The sequence below is a fragment of the Lysobacter sp. K5869 genome, assembly GCF_018847975.1.
GTDB lineage: Bacteria > Pseudomonadota > Gammaproteobacteria > Xanthomonadales > Xanthomonadaceae > Lysobacter.
The window spans coordinates 5,103,353-5,119,549 of the sequence record NZ_CP072597.1 but is presented as its reverse complement, the minus strand read 5'-3'; the positions used below and the strand labels follow the sequence as shown (position 1 = coordinate 5,119,549).

Below are 16,197 nucleotides of genomic sequence, written 5' to 3'. Positions count from 1 at the left end.
GATGTCTTTCCTTAAAGAGGGATGGGCGACTCTCTTGCGAGAGACAGCGGCCCCGGGATCGACGATCGCGCCTGTTCAGCAGGGAGCGGCGTTAACGCGGACCCTGTTCAGCCAGGCCGATTCTCATGCTGCGCGAACCCGGGAAAATGTGCAACGCGTCACAAAAATCACCCCTGAAGCGGCAAAACAAATGCCACCGCCCAGGGACGGTGGCATCGGATCATTTGCGATGTGATGAGGCGGTTTACTTGCTGCTCAGTCGGGACGACTGAAATCGCAAGCCCTCGGTCTGGCCGAGGACCTCCTTGAGCTGATCCTGCGACTGCGCCTGCAGCCACACGTGGGCGATCTTGCCGTTGCCGACCTCGATCAGGGTTTCGCGCGCCTGCACTTCCGGTTTGCCGGCGATTTCGCTGCGGTACCAGTGGATCTGCTTGCCGTCGATGGTGGCGTCCTCGGCGCGGTTGCTGCGCTTGGGCTCGAACGGTTGCTTGGCGGCGATGTAGAGGCCGAACGCCTCGCTGCCGTCCTCGCGCAGCGCGCGGCAGAAATCCGTATCGGCGGTGCCGCGGTATTCCCAATGCAGGCCGGTGGACGCCGGCAACATCGGGCAATTGCCCTGCGCCGGCGCGGCCTCTTGGGCCTTGGCGGTGGCGCACAGAACGAACAGCAATCCCAGCCACGGCAACGCGCGGCCCTTCCCCCATGACTTCACGACACGTCCCCCTGAAAACCGGCTGATGGTTTAAGCAGTGTTGCGAGAGCCCTCGACCGTGACCTTAGTCGAGTTTGCGGGGATTGACAAACGCTTATGCAAAGTCTTAGGGCAGATTCGGAAAAATCTATCGCTCCGGCAGCGGGATGAATTCGTGCTCGCCCGGGATCTGGCCGAAGCGGCCCTGCGCCCAGTCCTGTTTAGCTTGCTCGATGCGCTCGCGCGAGCTGGACACGAAGTTCCACCACAGGTGGCGCGGGCCGTCGAGCGGCTCGCCGCCGAGCAGCATGGCCTTGAGCGGGGTCTGGGCGCGCAGGCGCGGGCGGGTGCCGGGGTCGAGCACGATCAGGTGCTTCTCCGGCAGGTCGGCGCCGTCGAGCTGCGACTGGCCTTCCAGGATGTACAGGGCGCGCTCGGCGTGGCTGTCCTCGATATCGAGCTCGGCGTCGGGGTCCAGATCGATGGCGACGTAGAGCGTGTCGGCGAACACCCGCACCGGCGATTCCTCGCCGAAGCCGCGGCCGGCGACGATGCGCAGCCAGGCGCCGTCGCGGCGCTGCTGCGGCAGGGTCGCGGCGGGATGGTGATGGAAGGCCGGCGCGGTTTCCTCGAACGAGCGCGGCAGCGCCACCCAGGTCTGCAGGCCGTGCACGGCCTGGCCGCTGGCGCGCGGCGCGTCGGGCGTGCGTTCGGAATGGGCGATGCCGCGGCCGGCGGTCATCCAGTTCACGTCGCCGGGATGGATGTCCTGCACGCTGCCCAGGGTGTCGCGGTGGCCGATGGCGCCGGCCCACAAGAAGGTGACCGTGGCCAGCCCGATGTGCGGATGCGGGCGCACGTCGATGCCCTGGCCGGCGGCGAATTCGGCCGGGCCCATGTGATCGACGAACACGAACGGCCCGACCGAACGGGCCTGCAGGCTGGGCACGGCGCGGCGCACCTGGAAGCCGCCGAGGTCGTGAACGCGCGGCGCGACGAGGATGGTCATGGACGGGCTCTCCTGCGGGATCGATGCCGGCAGAGTGGCACGTCTGGGCTGCAATCGCGCGACCGCGAGCGCAACTCGGTGTTGCGCGTGGCGGGGTGGTGTCCGAGCGGGGCGGCCCCGCGCGACCGGCGTTTTCGCGGCCGTTTGTTGCGTGGGCGGGGACTTTAGGCAACGAGGGCGGAAGAGCGAGAAGCGAGCGGCAGCGGTCAAGCTATTACTCGTTCCTCGTTCCTCGTTCCTCGTTCCCCGCTTCTCCGCTTCTCCGCATTCGCAGCTCGGCCCCGAACAAGCACCCGCGGAATCCGCGGGAACGTCCTCTTCGGGCGCGGAGGTTCCGGCCGGCGGCCGGCGCGGCTCAGTTCGCCTCGACCTTCACCGTCGCCTGCGGCGGCTCGGCGAAATCCAGCGACTGCAATTCCACCACCCACGCGCCGGCGCGTTGGCGCGGCTCGGCGGAGGTGTCGAACGACAGCGCCGACTTGGCGCCGTCGCCGCCGGTCAGCTCGAACGCCAGCACCGCTTCGCCGGCGCGGATGCACTGCACGTTCGGGCGGCAGCGCGAATCGTTGACGACCTGGACGAAGCGCAGGCGCGAGCGGTCGGGCAGGGCGACGCTGTCGCCGGGATGCAGTTGCGCGGATTGTCCGGCGGCGAGGCTGCGGCCTTCGCCGCCGGCGTGGGCGCAGGCGGCCAGCGCGAGCGCGCAGGCGAGCGAGGCGGCGAAGGGGACGGGTTTCATCGAAGGCTCCTGAGCGCGGTGCGCGGTGGGATCGGACGGGCGGTATCGCGGCGATGCTCGGCGATCGGCGCGGCGGCGTCCAGCCGCGCGGGCCGGGGCTGCGGGCGGCGTCACCGAATGCGATGCGGCGGCGGTGCCGTCGATGTGGCGCGGCGGTGCGAGCCGGTGGCGCGAACGGTTCGCGCGACGGCGGGCTGCGCTCGCGCGTCGGCACGCATCGCGATCAGCGGTCGCGTTCGATCCGCAGCGTCGCCCGGCCTTGCGGGTCGATCTCCACGATCATGCGCCGGTCGTATTCGGTCTCCGGCATCGGCTCGACCGCGCAGGCGCACAGCGCGGCGGCGATGTCGGGCGCGGTGTTGCTGTGGCCGACGATCAGCGTCGCGCCGGAGGGCTGTTCGTTGCGCACGCGCGCGGCGAATTCGGCGGCGGGCAGCTTGGCGTCGTAAACGATGGTCTGCAGGCCGTGTTCGCGCGCGGCGGGCTCGGCGGTCTGCTGGGTGCGGCGATACGCGGTGGCGTAGGCCGCGCGCAGCGGCTCCTCGCGCAGGCGCGCGGCCAAGCGTTGCGCGCGCTCGCGGCCGGCGGGCGCGAGGTTGGGATCGCGCGGGTCGTCGCTGGCTTTTTCGGCGTGGCGCACGACGATGTAGCGCGCGCCGCCCGGCGGCGGCGCGGAGGGCGCGCTGGCGCAGGCGGCGAGCGTGGCCAGCGCGGCGGCGAGCAGGAGCGGTGCGGCGAAAGTCTTCATGGCGGTCGGCGGCGCGAGGATGCCGGCAGCTTACTGCGGCGCTCGCCGAGCGCGCGAGTGTCGCGCGGCGCGTTCGCACCGTGCGCACGAGCGCGCGGCGAGCCGCTGCGCTGGCGCGTTTCGTTCCGCGCCCCGGCGATTTCGTCGCGGCTCCGGCGGCTTCGTCGCACCGCGCTGGCGGCGCGGCCGCGCGACGGCGTAGCGTGCGGTCGAATCCGAAGCGGAGAACGGTCCCGATGAATAGCGCATCGCACCAGTGGAGCGCGCGGCGAGCCGCGCTGACGTTCGCGGCGTTGCTGGCGATGGGCCCGATGCCGGCGATGGCCGCGGCCGAGTCCACGCCCGCTTGCGAAACCGGCAGCTACCGCCTCGACGACGGCCGCGCGCTCGATATCGGCCCGGCCGGCGAAGGCCGCTTGCGCTGGCGCCTGAGCGACGGCCGCACCGGCGCGTTGAAGCGCGGAGACGGTGCGGCCTGGATCAGCACTTTGGGTTGGACCGACCGCGCCGACGGACACCGCGTCGCGCTGCGCGACTGCGGCCGCGCCGGCCTCGTCTTCGACGGCGTGGCGGGCCGGCGCGTGCCGCTGCGCATCGTGGAAACGCGCTTTCAAGGCAGCGGCGTCGAACTCGCCGGGCGCCTGACCTTGCCGCCGGGCGAAGGCCGCGTGCCGTTGGTGGTCCTGATCCACGGCGCCGAACACGATTCGGCCGTGCAGGACTATTCGCTGCAGCGCGAATTCGCCGCCGCCGGCATCGGCACCTTCGTCTACGACAAGCGCGGCACCGGCGCCTCGGGCGGGCGCTACACCCAGGACTATCTGACCCTCGCCGTCGACGCGGTGCGCGCGATGCGCGAAGCGCGGCGGCTGGCCGGCGACCGCGTCGGACGCGTCGGCTACCAAGGCGGCAGCCAGGGCGGTTGGGTCGCGCCGTTGGCGGCGCGGTTGGCGCCGGTGGATTTCGTCGTGGTGAGCTTCGGCTTGGCGGTGTCGCCGCTGGAGGAAGACCGCGAAGCCATCGCCGCCGACATCGCCCGCGCCGGTTTCGGCGCCGACGCGCTGGCCGGCGCGATGGAGATCGCCGACGCCACCGCCGAGCTGATCGACAGCGATTTCAGCGAAGGCTACGAACGGCTGGCTGCGGTCAAGGCCCAATACGCCGATGCGCCGTGGTATCGCTCGGTGCGCGGCAATTTCACTTGGTATCTGCTCGCCAGCGAACCCGACGTCATCCGCCGCGACGCGCGCGCCCTGGTGCGCGGCATTCCCGCGCAGTACGACCCGATGCCGCTGTTGCAAGCGCTGGATACGCCGCAGCTGTGGCTGCTCGGCGGCGAGGACCGCGACGCGCCGCCGGGCGAAACCCTGCGCCGGCTCGGCGCGCTGCAAACCGCCGGGCGGCCCATCGTCAGCGCGGTGTTCGCGCGCGCCGATCACGGCCTGTACGAGTTCGAGACCGGCGCCGACGGCGAACGCGCGTCGACGCGCCAGCCGGAGGGTTACTTCCGCTTGATGGCGGATTTCATCCGCGGCAACGAGCTGCTGCCGCGCTACGGCCAGGCCGCGCCGTGCGCGACGGCGGCGTGCAGCGAGCGCTCGTTGCCGCCCGGGCGTTGATACGCGGTTGTAGGGAGCGCGTCGGGGAACGCTGCGTCGGCGGGGCGGCCGTAAGCCCTCGCTCCGTTGCAACGCGCGACGCGGCGCGCGTCGAAGCGCTGCGTTCGGCGGCGCTTAGGCGGACGGTGCGATGGCCTCGGTCCGGCCGGATGCGGAGGTCGAGCCTTCCGGGCTCGATCGTCGTAGGAAGAAGGCGACCCGGCGAGCTTCAACCAGCCGCCTCGCCGCCTCACTTCAACAAATCGGCGCCGGCCTGCGCGATCTGCCCGTCCTGCGCCGCCTGCGCGCCCGACACGCCGATCCCGCCAATCACCTGACCGTCGAGCAGCAAGCGCACGCCGCCCTCGATCGGCAGCGCATGCGGCAAGCCGAGCACGACATGGTTGCCGCCTTCCAGCAGCTTCTGATGGAACCCGCTGTCGCGGCGATAGTCGGCGGCGTGCACGGCCTTGCCGATGGCGACTTCGACGCTGGAGTTGGGCGTGCCGTCCATGCGCTGGAAGTGCATGAGCCGGCCGGCTTCGTCGACGACGGCGATGGAGACCGTCAGGTTCTGCTCGCGCGCCTTGGCGGCGGCCGCCGCGGCGATTTGTTCGGCGGCGGCGAGGTTGAGCACGGTGCGCTGCGGGAGCTGCGATTTGAGCGGCGGAGCGGCGTGGGTGGGCATGGCGGCGGCGAGCAACAGGGCGAGTGGGAGCGAGTGGCGGAGCATGCGCGGGCCTTGGGTCGAAGGTGCGGGCAGGCTAGCGGCGCGGCGGGCGGGGCGGCAGTGTGTTTTGTACTGGGTGCGTGGTTGGTTGCGGCGTGGTTGGGTTGGCGCGGTCGCGGCTTGCGCCGCTCCTACAGGGGCTGCGGCTGGTTCGCGGTGAGCCGGCTTTTCCTTCCAGACGCGGGCAGCGCGGCGATCGCTCCCTGTAGGAGCGGCGCAAGCCGCGACCGCGACACCTCGCTTACGACGCAACCGGGCCACCCCGCGGTCGCGGCTCACGCCGCTCCTACGCACGGGGCCGCCCAACTCAATGCTTGGTGTCGAGCAAGGTCAGCAATCCCTTCGCCGCCGCCAAACGCGCCGGCGCATCGGGCAACTCCAACTTGATCCGCAGCTTGTCCGGCCCGTCCATCTGATACAGCTTGGGCTGCCCCTGAATCATCTTGATGATCGACAGCGGATCCACGTTCGGCCGTTCGACGAACTGCAAACGGCCGCCCTTGTCGCCGAGGTCGAGCTTGCGGATGCCCAGCGCGGTCGCGCCGAGCTTGAGTTCGGCCACCGCGAACAAGTGCTTGGACGCATCGGGCAACAGGCCGAAGCGGTCGATCATCTCGACCTGCAACTCGCGCAGCTCGTCGGTGCCGCGCGCGCCGCTGATGCGCTTGTACAGCGTCAGGCGGGTGTGCACGTCGGGCAGATAATCCTCGGGAATCAGCGCGGGGATATGCAGCTCCACTTCGGCGCCGCGCGCGTCGGTGGAGTCCACGTCCGGCAGCTTGCCCTGGCGGATCGAACGCACCGCGCGTTCCAGCAACTCGGTGTAGAGGCTGAAGCCGACCTCGGCCATCTGCCCGCTCTGATCCTCGCCGAGCAACTCGCCGGCGCCGCGGATTTCCAGATCGTGGGTGGCCAGGGTGAAGCCGGCGCCGAGTTCGTCCATCGAGGCGATGGCCTCCAGGCGCTTCTGCGCGTCGGCGGTGATCGAGCGCTGGTCCGGGATCACCAGATACGCGTAGGCGCGATGGTGCGAACGGCCGACGCGGCCGCGCAGCTGATGCAGCTGGGCCAGGCCGAACTTGTCGGCGCGGTTCATGATGATGGTGTTGGCGTTGGGGATGTCGATGCCCGACTCGATGATGGTCGTGCACAGCAGCACGTTGAAGCGCTGCTTGTGGAAGTCGAGCATCACGCTCTCCAGCTCGCGCTCGGCCATCTGGCCGTGGGCGATGCCGATGCGCGCTTCGGGCACCAACTCTTCGAGCTGGCGCTTCATGCGGCCGATGCTTTCCACGTCGTTGTGCAGGAAGTAGACCTGCCCGCCGCGCGAGAGCTCGCGCTGGAACGCTTCGCGCAGCTGCATGTCGTCCCAGGGCACGACGAAGGTCTGCACCGCCAGCCGGTGCGCCGGCGGGGTGGCGATGATGCTGAGGTCGCGCAGGCCGGCCATGGCCATGTTGAGCGTGCGCGGGATCGGCGTGGCGGTGAGCGTCAGCAAGTGCACGTTGGCGCGCAGCGCCTTCAGCGCTTCCTTCTGGCGCACGCCGAAGCGCTGCTCTTCGTCGACGATGACGAGGCCGAGATCCTTGAAGCGCACATCGTTCTGCAACAGGCGATGGGTGCCGACCACCACGTCGATCTTGCCTTCGGTGAGCTTCTCCAGCTCGGCCTTGATCTCCTTGCTGGTCTTGAAGCGCGACAGCACCTCGACCTTGAGCGGCCAATCGGCGAAGCGGTCGCGGAAGTTGCGGTAGTGCTGCTCGGCCAGCAGCGTGGTCGGCACCAGCACCGCGACCTGCTTGCCGGCCGCGGCGGCGACGAAGGCCGCGCGCACCGCGACTTCGGTCTTGCCGAAGCCGACGTCGCCGCAGACCACCCGGTCCATCGGCTGGCTGCTGCCGAGGTCGCGGATCACCGCTTCGATCGAGGAGTGCTGATCGGGCGTTTCCTCGAACGGGAACGCCGCGGCGAAGGGCTCGTACATGGCCCGGTCCACGTCCAGCGCCAGACCCGCGCGGGCTTGCCGCTTGGCCTGGATTTCCAGCAGTTCGGCGGCGACGTCGCGGACTTTCTCCGCGGCTTTGCGCTTGGCCTTGGTCCATTGCTCGCCGCCGAGCGAATGCAGCGGCGCGGTTTCCACCGACGCGCCGGAGTAGCGGCTGATCAGGTGCAACTGCGCGACCGGCACATACAACCGGTCGCCCTTGGCGTATTCGATTTCCAGGTATTCGCCGGGCTGGCCGCCGGCTTCGAGCACGATCAGGCCGCGGTAACGGCCGACGCCGTGATCTTCGTGGACGATCGGCGCGCCTTCGGACAATTCGCCGAGGTCGCGGATGATCGCCTCGGGCTCGCGTCCGGCGCGCTTGCGCCGGCGCGGCTGCGAGGCGCGTTCGGGGAACAGCTGGCGTTCGGTCAGGATCGCCAGCGCCGGTTCGTCGATGGCGAAGCCGTCGTCGAGCGGCGCCACCGCGATGGCGAAGCGCGCCGCGCCGTCGCGGAACGCGGCCCAGTCGGCGACCACGTCCGGGCGCAGGCCGGCCGATTGCAGCACTTCCAGCAGCGCCTCGCGGCGGCCGGCGGTGTCGGCGGCGATCAGCACGCGGCCGGGGTAGTTCGACAAGAACGACTTGAGCGCCTCGGCCGGCGCGGCGTCGCGCGCGGCCACCGGCAGGCTCGGCGCGGGCTGGTCGCCCAGCGCCAGCGCGCGCGTTCGCTGCGCGTGCTGTTCGCCGCACAGTTCGATGCGCTCGCCCTGGTTGAGGCGTTCGCGCAGGCCGACCGGGGTCAGGTACAGCTGATCCGGCGGCAGCAGCGGGCGTTCGATGTCGTGGCGGCGCTGTTCGTAGCGCTCGCCGGTGTGGGTCCAGAACGCGTCGGCCGCCTCCAGCGCGCCGTCGGCGATCACCGGCAGCACGTTGCCGGCGAGGTAGTCGAACAGGGTCGAGGTCTGCTCGAAGAACAGCGGCAGGTAGTACTCGATGCCCGACGGCGCCAGGCCGGCCTTGAGGTCCTGGTACAGCGCGCTGCGCCGGGTGTCGAGATCGAAACGCTCGCGCAGCGCGTCGAGCGCGCGCTTGAGCGAGGCCTCGTCCAGCGGCACTTCGCGGCCCGGCAGCAGGTGCACGCGTTCGATCTTGTCGAGCGAGCGCTGCGATTCGGGATCGAAGGCGCGGATGGTTTCGATCTCGTCGTCGAGCAGCTCGACCCGGAACGGCGAATCCGCGCCCATCGGGTACACGTCGAGCAAGCCGCCGCGCACGGCGAAATCGCCGGGGTCGAGCACTTGCGGCACGTGCCGGTAGCCGGCCGATTCGAGCCGGCGCTTTTCCTGGTCCAGATCCAGACGCTGGCCGACGCGCACGTCGAAGCTGCCGCCGACCACGTGGCGCAGCGGCGCGAGCTTCTGCAGCAGCGTCTGCACCGGCACCACCACGATGCCGCGCTTGAGCGCGGGCAGGCGGTGCAGCGCCGACAAGCGCTGCGAGACGATGTCCGGGTGCGGGCTGAAGACGTCGTAGGGCAGCGTTTCCCAATCCGGGAACGGCAGCACCGGCAGCGCGCCGTCGGCCGCGCCGGCGGCGCCGAGCAAGGTGCGCAGGTCGGCTTCGAGCTGATGCGCGCCGTGGTTGTCGCGGGTCACGGCCAGCAGCGGGCCGTCGTGTTCGCCGGCGGCTTGGGCGATCGCCCAAGCCAACGCGGAGGGCGAGGCCGGCGCGCGCCACCAGGCGCGCTGCTGGCCGGATTTGGGCAGCAGGGACACGGATGCGGAAGCTTGGGTCATTGCGGGGCGGCTAGTGTAATTCCAGAGGCGGCGGCGGGAAGCGGCGACGGACGGACGCGCGCTTTGCGGGGGAGTTCGCGGAAGCGGCGACGATGACGCGCTATACCGGCCAGGATCGGTCCGCGATCGCGGACTTTGCGCGAACCGGTCGTTCGGCGCGGGCCGCGCAGCGCGCGCCCACTCTCAATGGAGACAAGGAGGACGAAATGAAAGGGAACCATCGCAAATGGCCGCTCGCGGCCGCGCTGCTGGTGCTGGGCGGCGCGTTCTCGTCGACCGGTTCGGCGCTGCCGGCGCCGCCGGACGGCGCCTGGATGATCGTGGATTGGACCCAGAACGGCACGGTCGTGGGCCGCAGCGTCTATGGCCATTGTCCCGGCCCGCAGCCGCTGGCGTGGGGACGCACGGGCGGCACGCCGGTCATCAGCTATCTGCCTTGCGGCAGCGTCGAAATCGCGGCGCCGCGCGTCGAACCGTTGGAGGAAGCACGATGAAACCGCTCCTGTACCGCGCGGCGCTGGCCGCGGCCCTGGGCTTCGCCGCGACCGCCACGGCCGGGATATCGCCGCCCACCGGCAAGCTGTTGATCACCACGTACTGGCTCGAAGGCGAGGCGGTCGGCGGCGATGTCGACGGCGTGTGCCCGGAAGGATCGCCGCGGCCGTTGCCGTGGGGCACCCGCACCAGCCAGAAGACCTACTACTACATGCCGTGTCCGGCGCCGCCGGGCACCGAGCCCTGAGCCCGCGTCGTGGCGAACTTCAAGCGAGGAATCCCATGCTGAGCACTGTTCGTTTCGCCGCCGCGCGCAAGCCGCTGGCGTGGGCGTTGCTGGCCGCCTCAGTCGTGTCGGCTTCGGCCGGGGCGGCCGGGCCGGCGACGCCGCCGAGTCCGGTGTCGGTCACCAGCTATTACAGCGACGCCGCGCGCACCGCGTTGGTGGGCGTGAGCTTTTATGGCGACTGCCCCGAGATCGTGTCCGGCCAGTTGATCGGTCAGTCGGGGCCGTACTCCGACACCGTCACGGTGATGTGCGATCAAGTCGGCAACGTGCCGTTGCCGTTCTGAAACAGGGGTACGCAAGTCGTCCGCCGCCGCCGCCGCGCGCGGCGGCGGACGGCGAAACGAGGCGAAGAATCAGGTGCCGCCGGCGGCTTCGGCCGGCGCGGGCTTGCTGCGCAGGTCCAGCGAGACCCGGATCAGGCCCGGCGAGTCTTGGTGGAACTCGCGCTCGAAGCCCAGCGACTGGGCCAGCGACAGCATCGGCGTGTTGTGCTCGAACACGTCGCCGTAAAGCCGGTGCACCTTCTTGCCGCGCGCCCACTTCACCAGCCGGGTCATCAGATAACGGCCCAGGCCCATGTTGGCGATGTAGCGGCTGACCAGGATCGCGAACTCGGCGTCCTGGGTGCGCTCGTCGATGGCGACCCGCGCCACCGCGCCGACCAGGGCCTCGCCCGGCGGCAGCGGCTCGGCCGCGACCAGGGCGAACTCGGTGCGCGGATCGACCCGGGTGAAGCGCTCGGCCATCTCGGGGGTGAGCTCCTTCAGCGCGTAGAGGAAGCGCTGGCGCACCTCGTCGGGCTGGAGCAGGGCGAAGCCGGCGCGAAGAGGATCGGCGTCCTCGGGCCTGACCGGACGGATCAGGACTTCGCGTCCGTTGGGGAGGCGCTGGCGTTCGTGCCAGGGCGGGAGACGTTCACGCGTGGCCATGAGCGGATAGTGGCACATTGTGACGAATTTGGCCCTTCATCCTGATTCAGGCGCGGCCGCCGGTCGCCCAGCGACACTGAACAGCCTGAATGCGCCTCCGGCGGGGTGAAGGGTGGGCCCCGCCGGACCATTACGGCACTTTCATATGGGTACGGCCGTCGCTGGGGGATGCGAGTCGTTCGCATGATGGCCGTGTGAATGCGGCCTGACAATGCCCAGCCGACGGACGCAACGCCAGTGCCGGGCGGGTGGGCGGGCAGGTGGGGGCGGCACCTCGCGGGTGGACGGTCCGATGCTTAGTCTTGAGCGGATGGCGGCTTGATCGCGATTGCGGCCGGGCGGAGGGGGCGTTCGAGGGCATGCGCGCGGCGATGTTCGCGCCGCGAAGCTGGGGCCGACGATGTCCTTCTCCGCAGCGCAGGCCTCGTTCGCATCGCGCCGCAGCGCCCGCCTTTGTGTCGCGACGTCATGCCGCTGCGCGGCGACGCGCTCCGGCCTCGCGCGGAGATGGCGCGACGGCATCGAAAACGAAAGCGATGGCGAAAACCTCCACGCCGTCATTCCCGCGAAAGCGGGAATCCAGGGCTTTATCGCGACAGGACGGTGAAGTCTCCGGGCCCCGCTTTAACGGAGCGAAGGCTGCGAGCGCGAAGCTCGCGAGAGCCCAGCGAGAACCCCGCAGCGCGGCGGATCGAACACGCGCCAACGCCGCACGCAGGCCATCCCGACGCGAGGCGCGACGTTTCGCATCGCGCGATCAAGTGATGGCGACCTGCCGCAGCCGGCGTGCCGCAACGTCGACGGCCCGCACAAGCCATCGCCGACGCCGTCCTCCCGGACTCAGAACGCCCCGCCTCCGCACCGCGCCGCAGCCGCGCGCGCGGCGCCGAGCCGACCCAGCGCAAGCCACTCAACCGCCAGCATCGGCAATGCTAGACTCCGGCGCCTCGACCCAAGGAGCAGTTCAGTCATGGCAGGTGGTGGTGATTCGACCCGCGCGATCTTGTTCGCGCTCGGCGCCAATTTCGCGATCGCGGCCGCCAAGGGCGTGGCGGCGTTCTTCACCGGCTCCAGCGCGATGCTGGCCGAGACCGTCCACTCGCTCGCCGACTGCGGCAATCAGGGCCTGCTGATCCTCGGCCTCAAGCAAGCCAAGCGCCCGCCGTCGCCGGACTATCCGCTGGGCTACGGCAAGGCCATCTATTTCTGGTCGTTCCTGGTCGCGGTGATGCTGTTCACCGTCGGCGGCATGTTCTCGCTGTACGAAGGCATTCATAAGCTGCAGCACCCCGAGCCGCTGAAGCAGTGGTGGTGGGCGGCCGGCGTGCTGGTGTTCGGCATCGTCGCCGAGGGCGTGTCGATGCGCGCCTGCCTGCAGGAAGTGGCCAAGGCGCGCGGCCAGCGTTCGCTGTGGCAGTGGTTCCGCGAGAGCCGTCAGGCCGAATTGGTGGTGATCTTCGGCGAAGACCTGGCCGCGCTGCTCGGCCTGGTGCTGGCGCTGATCGCGGTGATGCTGACGGTGCTGACCGGCAACCCGATCTGGGACGCCATCGGCACGGTGTGCATCGGCGCGCTGCTGATCATCGTGGCGGTGTTCGTCGCCATCGAGGTCAAGGCGATGCTGATCGGCCAGAGTGTCGATCCGCTGCGTCAGCAGCAGATCCGCGAGTTCCTCGACGCGCGTCCGGAAGTGGCGCGCGTGATCAGCCTGATCACCCTGCAGCTCGGCAACGAAGTGATGGTCTCGGTGCAGGCGCAGATGCGCGAGGAGCACAGCGTCGCCGGCCTGACCGAGCAGATCAACACGGTCGAGCGGGCGATGAAGCAGGCTTTCCCGGAAGTGCGCTGGAGCTTCTTCGAGCCGGATTTCAAACCGGCGGCCTGAGCCGCTCGGGTTCGCGAAACGCCCGGCCTCGCGCCGGGCGTTTCGTTTGCGCGCCGCGCGCGGCGATAATCCGGCCGTGACGTTTTGGGAAGGGATGCGATGAACACGGGCAAGGCGGTGCTGTTGTCGAGCGCGATCGTGGCGGTGCTGCTCGGCGCGGCCGGCGGCGGGTTGTATTTGCTCGACCGAAAGATCAAAGCCAACGGCTACCAATTCCAGGTCGATCTGCCGAAGGACAAGGCGAAAAAACAGGCCGGCGGCAAGAGCGCGCCCGGCTGCGCTTCGCAGGACGAGCATCGCCAGGCCAAGGCGGTGCTGGCCCCGGCCGCGTTGGCGTTGGAACGCAGCCAGCGGCCGGTGCTGCGCATCGCGCTGGCGCCGATGGCCCAGGACGAGGCGCGCGCCAGCAAGGTCGGCGGCCGCGCCTACTGGGCGGCCGGCCGCGATTATCCGCGCGATGCGCAGGGCCGGCCGATGAACCTGCTGGCGCAGATCGATCTGGCCGCGACGCCGAAGATGCCGGGGTATCCCGAGCGCGGCCTGTTGCAGTTCTTCATCAGCGGCGACGACTACTACGGCGCCGCGCTGGACGCCGCCGACCGCGGCGACCGCATGCGCGCGCTGGCGCAGCAGACAGGTTTCCGCGTGGTGTATTGGGCCGACGTGTCGGCGCCGCAGGTCGCGCCGCCGGCGATCGCGGCGACCGAACAGCTGCCGTTCGATCCGGCCAAGCCGCGGCGGATGAGCTTCACGACCGACTACGAAAGCGTCGGCATCGGCGATGTCGGCTTGAACGAGACGCTCGGCGGCGATCCGGCCGAACTGGCCGCACGCTATCGCAGCGAGCACCCGGAGGTGGCGGAAACCGACGAGGAGCTCACCGACGAAGTCGCCGATTACCTAGACCGCGGCGGCCATAAGCTCGGCGGCCACCCGCAGTTCACCCAGAGCGATCCGCGCGACGCCGGCGACCGCCGCGTGCTGTTGTTCCAGCTCGACAGCGACGACGAAATGATGTGGGGCGATTCGGGCATCGCCAATTTCTTCATCGATCCCGACGATCTGGCGCGCGCGGATTTCAGCCGCGTGTCGTATCACTGGGATTGCTACTGACGCCGGCCGCGGCGTCGCGCCGCGGCCGGGCCCCGATCCTCAGGGCAGCACGCAACCGCAGCGGCGATAGCAGTTGGCGTAGTTGAGTTCGCAATCGGTCGTGGCCGGATTGCACGACGCATAGGCGCGTTCGCAACCCAGGCGGCAGGTGTTGTTGCAGGCGGCGACCGCGGTGGCGGTCATGCCGACGCCGAAGGCGAACGCGCAGCACGCGAGCAGGACGGCTTTCTTCCTAAGCATGGCGAAATCCTTGTCGGGCCCGTCATTGGGCGCCGTCGGTCTTACGGCATGCGGCCGCGGCGCGGCAAGCCGGTCGCGGCGGAAGTGTGATGGCCGGGCGCGCCCGGCGCTCGCGGCGACGCCTCGCGCCGCGGTTTTCGTTGCGCTGCAGCGTGCGATCGCGGCGGCGGGACCAAGCCTGCCGCGATTCGTTCAGTCGGGCTGTTTCAACCACTGCACCGCGCCGGCCGCGTCCGCGGTTTCGCCCAGCGTGCGCGCCAGCGCCGGCAGCACCGCCTGCATCTGCTGATCGAAATGCCACGGCGCGTTGAGCACCAGCAGGCCGCTGCCGTTCATGCGCAGCGGCGAATCGTCGGCGCGCACCAGCAGTTCGACGGTGAGCGCGGATTTGGCCGGCAAGGTCGCGGCGCGGCGGTAGAACGGCTGCAGCGCGCGCCGGCGCTTGATCGGATACCACAGCGCGTAGGTGCCCTGCGGCCAGCGGCCCAGCGCGTCGCGCAGCGCGGCCAGCGCGGTGTCGAACTCGGCCAACTGCGCCTCGAACGGCGGGTCGATCAGCACCAGCCCGCGGTTGTAGCGGGTCTCGCCGATGCGCGGCGGCAGCAGCGCCTTCATCGCCGCATAGCCGTCGCGTTGATGCGCGGCGACGCGCTCGTCGCGGGCGAACGCGTGCTTGAGCTGGGCGGCTTCCTCCGGCTGCAGTTCGCAGGCGGCGATGCGGTCGTCCGCGCGCAGCGCGTGCGCCAGCAGCCAGGGCGAGCCCGGATAGGCGGCCGCGCCGTGTTCCTGGCGGCAGGCGCGCACCGCGGCCAGATAGCGGCCGATCAGCGGCTGCTTGGGCGCTTCGGCCAGCAAGCGGCCGATGCCGCCCTCGGCCTCGCCGGTGCGCTGCGCCGAATTGCCGTCCAGCGCGTACAGCCCGCGCCCGGCGTGGGTGTCCAGGGCGAACAGCGGCGCCGGCTTGGCGGTCAGCGCGTCGCACAGGGCGAGCAGGGCGATGTGCTTGAGCACGTCGGCGTGGTTGCCGGCGTGGAAGGCGTGGCGGTAGTTCATGGTGGAGCCGGGAAGAGGGGAATCAGGGGAAAGAAGGGACGGCGGCGCCGACCCGGGATGGGGCATTATGCCGTCTGGACCGCCCGCGGTCGGCCAAAGGCGGTGAAACCTCGCCGCCCCACGCGCCCACCATTCCCCTTTTCCCCCTATTTCCCTTAATTCCCCTGCTCCAAACCATGCGCATCCTCCTGGTAGAAGACGAAAGCGCCATCGCCGACACCGTGCTCTACGCGCTGCGCGCCGAGGGCTTCGAGGCGGTGCATTGCCTCACCGGCGGCGAGGCGCTGCGCGAGGCGGCGCGCACGCCGTTCGATCTGGCCGTGCTGGACATCGGCCTGCCCGACATCGGCGGCTTCGCGCTGTGCCGCGAGCTGCGCCGCGGGCGCGACCTGCCGGTGATCTTCCTGACCGCGCAGAACGCCGAGGCCGACCGCATCCTCGGGCTGGAGATCGGCGCCGACGATTACGTCACCAAGCCGTTCTCGCCGCGCGAGCTGGCCACGCGCGTGCGCGTGGTGCTGCGCCGCGCCGGCGTCGCGGGCGCGGGCGTCAGCGCGAGCGCAGGCAACGCCGGCGCGGCGGCCGAGCCGGACCCGGGCTTCGTCCACGACAGCGAGGGCAAGCGCATCCGCTACCGCGGCCAGGCGCTGGATCTGACCCGCTACGAATACGGCCTGCTGGCCGCGCTGCTGCAGCGCCCCGGCGCGGTGCTGTCGCGCGCGCAGCTGATGGACCGGGTCTGGGGCGACGCGCTCGACAGCGGCGACCGCACCGTCGACACCCACATCAAGACCTTGCGCGCCAAGCTGCGCGAGGTCGACGCCGACGGCGATCCGATCCGCACCCACCGCGGCCTGGGCTATTCGCTCGACAACGGCTGAGCCGGCGCGC

Annotated in this window: 17 protein-coding genes; 8 read left to right on the top strand and 9 right to left on the bottom strand. The window is 70.4% G+C overall.

Annotated elements, in window-relative coordinates; translation table 11 throughout:
- Positions 1–244: 244 nt before the first annotated feature.
- The 4 genes from J5226_RS21640 to J5226_RS21625 all read right to left on the bottom strand — a co-directional run bounded on the left by J5226_RS21640 (position 245) and on the right by J5226_RS21625 (position 3,190).
- Complete coding sequence (locus J5226_RS21640) at positions 245–715, bottom strand: hypothetical protein (RefSeq protein ID WP_215836939.1); 471 nt, start codon at positions 713–715, stop codon at positions 245–247.
- A 127-nt stretch (positions 716–842) separates the two neighbouring features.
- Complete coding sequence (locus J5226_RS21635) at positions 843–1,703, bottom strand: pirin family protein (protein ID WP_215836938.1); 861 nt, start codon at positions 1,701–1,703, stop codon at positions 843–845.
- A gap of 355 nt (positions 1,704–2,058) precedes the next feature.
- A complete protein-coding gene (locus tag J5226_RS21630) occupies positions 2,059–2,442 on the bottom strand; it encodes a hypothetical protein (protein WP_215836937.1) in 384 nt (127 codons plus the stop codon).
- A gap of 223 nt (positions 2,443–2,665) precedes the next feature.
- A complete protein-coding gene (locus tag J5226_RS21625) occupies positions 2,666–3,190 on the bottom strand; it encodes a phosphoglycerate mutase family protein (protein WP_215836936.1) in 525 nt (174 codons plus the stop codon).
- Between the two features lie 236 nt (positions 3,191–3,426).
- Here J5226_RS21625 and J5226_RS21620 point away from each other — a divergent pair, with 236 nt between their 5' ends.
- A complete protein-coding gene (locus J5226_RS21620) occupies positions 3,427–4,809 on the top strand; it encodes an alpha/beta hydrolase (protein WP_255322882.1) in 1,383 nt (460 codons plus the stop codon).
- Between the two features lie 229 nt (positions 4,810–5,038).
- Here J5226_RS21620 and J5226_RS21615 read toward each other — a convergent pair whose 3' ends face one another.
- Together J5226_RS21615 and mfd are read right to left on the bottom strand one after the other, a co-directional pair.
- Complete coding sequence (locus J5226_RS21615; RefSeq protein ID WP_215836935.1) at positions 5,039–5,521, bottom strand: heme-binding protein; 483 nt, start codon at positions 5,519–5,521, stop codon at positions 5,039–5,041.
- A 304-nt stretch (positions 5,522–5,825) separates the two neighbouring features.
- On the bottom strand, positions 5,826–9,302 hold the full coding sequence (gene mfd / locus J5226_RS21610) for a transcription-repair coupling factor (protein ID WP_215836934.1): 3,477 nt from the start codon (positions 9,300–9,302) through the stop codon (positions 5,826–5,828).
- 92 nt (positions 9,303–9,394) lie between these two features.
- Here mfd and J5226_RS21605 point away from each other — a divergent pair, with 92 nt between their 5' ends.
- From J5226_RS21605 to J5226_RS21595, 3 genes are read left to right on the top strand one after another with little or no spacing between them, the layout of a single operon-like run.
- Positions 9,395–9,796, top strand: coding sequence for a hypothetical protein (locus J5226_RS21605; RefSeq protein WP_215836933.1), 402 nt, complete (start codon positions 9,395–9,397; stop codon positions 9,794–9,796).
- On the top strand, positions 9,793–10,044 hold the full coding sequence (locus tag J5226_RS21600) for a hypothetical protein (RefSeq protein ID WP_215836932.1): 252 nt from the start codon (positions 9,793–9,795) through the stop codon (positions 10,042–10,044). The genes J5226_RS21605 and J5226_RS21600 overlap by 4 nt, the downstream gene beginning before the upstream one ends.
- A gap of 35 nt (positions 10,045–10,079) precedes the next feature.
- Positions 10,080–10,370: a hypothetical protein gene (locus J5226_RS21595; RefSeq protein WP_215836931.1), complete on the top strand. Its 291-nt coding sequence runs from the start codon at positions 10,080–10,082 to the stop codon at positions 10,368–10,370.
- A gap of 69 nt (positions 10,371–10,439) precedes the next feature.
- On the opposite strand, the gene J5226_RS21590 is transcribed toward J5226_RS21595, so the two are convergent.
- Entirely contained in the window at positions 10,440–11,015 is a 576-nt protein-coding gene (locus J5226_RS21590) for a GNAT family N-acetyltransferase (RefSeq protein ID WP_215836930.1), read from the bottom strand.
- Between the two features lie 400 nt (positions 11,016–11,415).
- Between J5226_RS21590 and J5226_RS21585 the strand changes: the two genes are divergently transcribed.
- The 3 genes from J5226_RS21585 to J5226_RS21575 all read left to right on the top strand — a co-directional run bounded on the left by J5226_RS21585 (position 11,416) and on the right by J5226_RS21575 (position 14,013).
- The gene (locus J5226_RS21585; protein WP_215836929.1) at positions 11,416–11,622 is read left to right on the top strand and encodes a hypothetical protein; all 207 of its coding nucleotides are present in this window, start codon (positions 11,416–11,418) and stop codon (positions 11,620–11,622) included.
- Between the two features lie 363 nt (positions 11,623–11,985).
- On the top strand, positions 11,986–12,900 hold the full coding sequence (locus J5226_RS21580) for a cation diffusion facilitator family transporter (protein WP_215836928.1): 915 nt from the start codon (positions 11,986–11,988) through the stop codon (positions 12,898–12,900).
- 99 nt (positions 12,901–12,999) lie between these two features.
- Positions 13,000–14,013, top strand: coding sequence for a DUF1963 domain-containing protein (locus J5226_RS21575; RefSeq protein WP_215836927.1), 1,014 nt, complete (start codon positions 13,000–13,002; stop codon positions 14,011–14,013).
- A gap of 39 nt (positions 14,014–14,052) precedes the next feature.
- Here the strand turns inward: J5226_RS21575 and J5226_RS21570 are convergent, their stop codons facing one another.
- Together J5226_RS21570 and rlmJ are read right to left on the bottom strand one after the other, a co-directional pair.
- Complete coding sequence (locus J5226_RS21570) at positions 14,053–14,253, bottom strand: hypothetical protein (protein WP_215836926.1); 201 nt, start codon at positions 14,251–14,253, stop codon at positions 14,053–14,055.
- A gap of 192 nt (positions 14,254–14,445) precedes the next feature.
- Positions 14,446–15,306, bottom strand: coding sequence for a 23S rRNA (adenine(2030)-N(6))-methyltransferase RlmJ (rlmJ, locus tag J5226_RS21565; protein WP_215836925.1), 861 nt, complete (start codon positions 15,304–15,306; stop codon positions 14,446–14,448).
- Positions 15,307–15,482: 176 nt separating this feature from the next.
- On the opposite strand from rlmJ, the gene creB reads away from it, so the two are divergent.
- Positions 15,483–16,187 carry a two-component system response regulator CreB gene (gene creB / locus J5226_RS21560; RefSeq protein WP_215836924.1) on the top strand — a complete coding sequence of 235 codons (705 nt, stop codon included), beginning with the start codon at positions 15,483–15,485 and terminating at the stop codon, positions 16,185–16,187.
- Positions 16,188–16,197 lie beyond the last annotated feature (10 nt).

Coding starts and splice junctions, on each gene's coding strand:
- J5226_RS21635 (WP_215836938.1), bottom strand. CDS start 1,703: ATGACCATCCTCGTCGCGCCGCGCGTTCACGACCTCGGCGGCTTCCAG.
- J5226_RS21580 (WP_215836928.1), top strand. CDS start 11,986: ATGGCAGGTGGTGGTGATTCGACCCGCGCGATCTTGTTCGCGCTCGGC.
- J5226_RS21600 (WP_215836932.1), top strand. CDS start 9,793: ATGAAACCGCTCCTGTACCGCGCGGCGCTGGCCGCGGCCCTGGGCTTC.
- J5226_RS21590 (WP_215836930.1), bottom strand. CDS start 11,015: ATGGCCACGCGTGAACGTCTCCCGCCCTGGCACGAACGCCAGCGCCTC.
- rlmJ (WP_215836925.1), bottom strand. CDS start 15,306: ATGAACTACCGCCACGCCTTCCACGCCGGCAACCACGCCGACGTGCTC.
- J5226_RS21615 (WP_215836935.1), bottom strand. CDS start 5,521: ATGCTCCGCCACTCGCTCCCACTCGCCCTGTTGCTCGCCGCCGCCATG.
- J5226_RS21620 (WP_255322882.1), top strand. CDS start 3,427: ATGAATAGCGCATCGCACCAGTGGAGCGCGCGGCGAGCCGCGCTGACG.
- J5226_RS21630 (WP_215836937.1), bottom strand. CDS start 2,442: ATGAAACCCGTCCCCTTCGCCGCCTCGCTCGCCTGCGCGCTCGCGCTG.
- mfd (WP_215836934.1), bottom strand. CDS start 9,302: ATGACCCAAGCTTCCGCATCCGTGTCCCTGCTGCCCAAATCCGGCCAG.
- J5226_RS21595 (WP_215836931.1), top strand. CDS start 10,080: ATGCTGAGCACTGTTCGTTTCGCCGCCGCGCGCAAGCCGCTGGCGTGG.
- J5226_RS21605 (WP_215836933.1), top strand. CDS start 9,395: ATGACGCGCTATACCGGCCAGGATCGGTCCGCGATCGCGGACTTTGCG.
- creB (WP_215836924.1), top strand. CDS start 15,483: ATGCGCATCCTCCTGGTAGAAGACGAAAGCGCCATCGCCGACACCGTG.
- J5226_RS21585 (WP_215836929.1), top strand. CDS start 11,416: ATGTCCTTCTCCGCAGCGCAGGCCTCGTTCGCATCGCGCCGCAGCGCC.
- J5226_RS21575 (WP_215836927.1), top strand. CDS start 13,000: ATGAACACGGGCAAGGCGGTGCTGTTGTCGAGCGCGATCGTGGCGGTG.
- J5226_RS21570 (WP_215836926.1), bottom strand. CDS start 14,253: ATGCTTAGGAAGAAAGCCGTCCTGCTCGCGTGCTGCGCGTTCGCCTTC.
- J5226_RS21625 (WP_215836936.1), bottom strand. CDS start 3,190: ATGAAGACTTTCGCCGCACCGCTCCTGCTCGCCGCCGCGCTGGCCACG.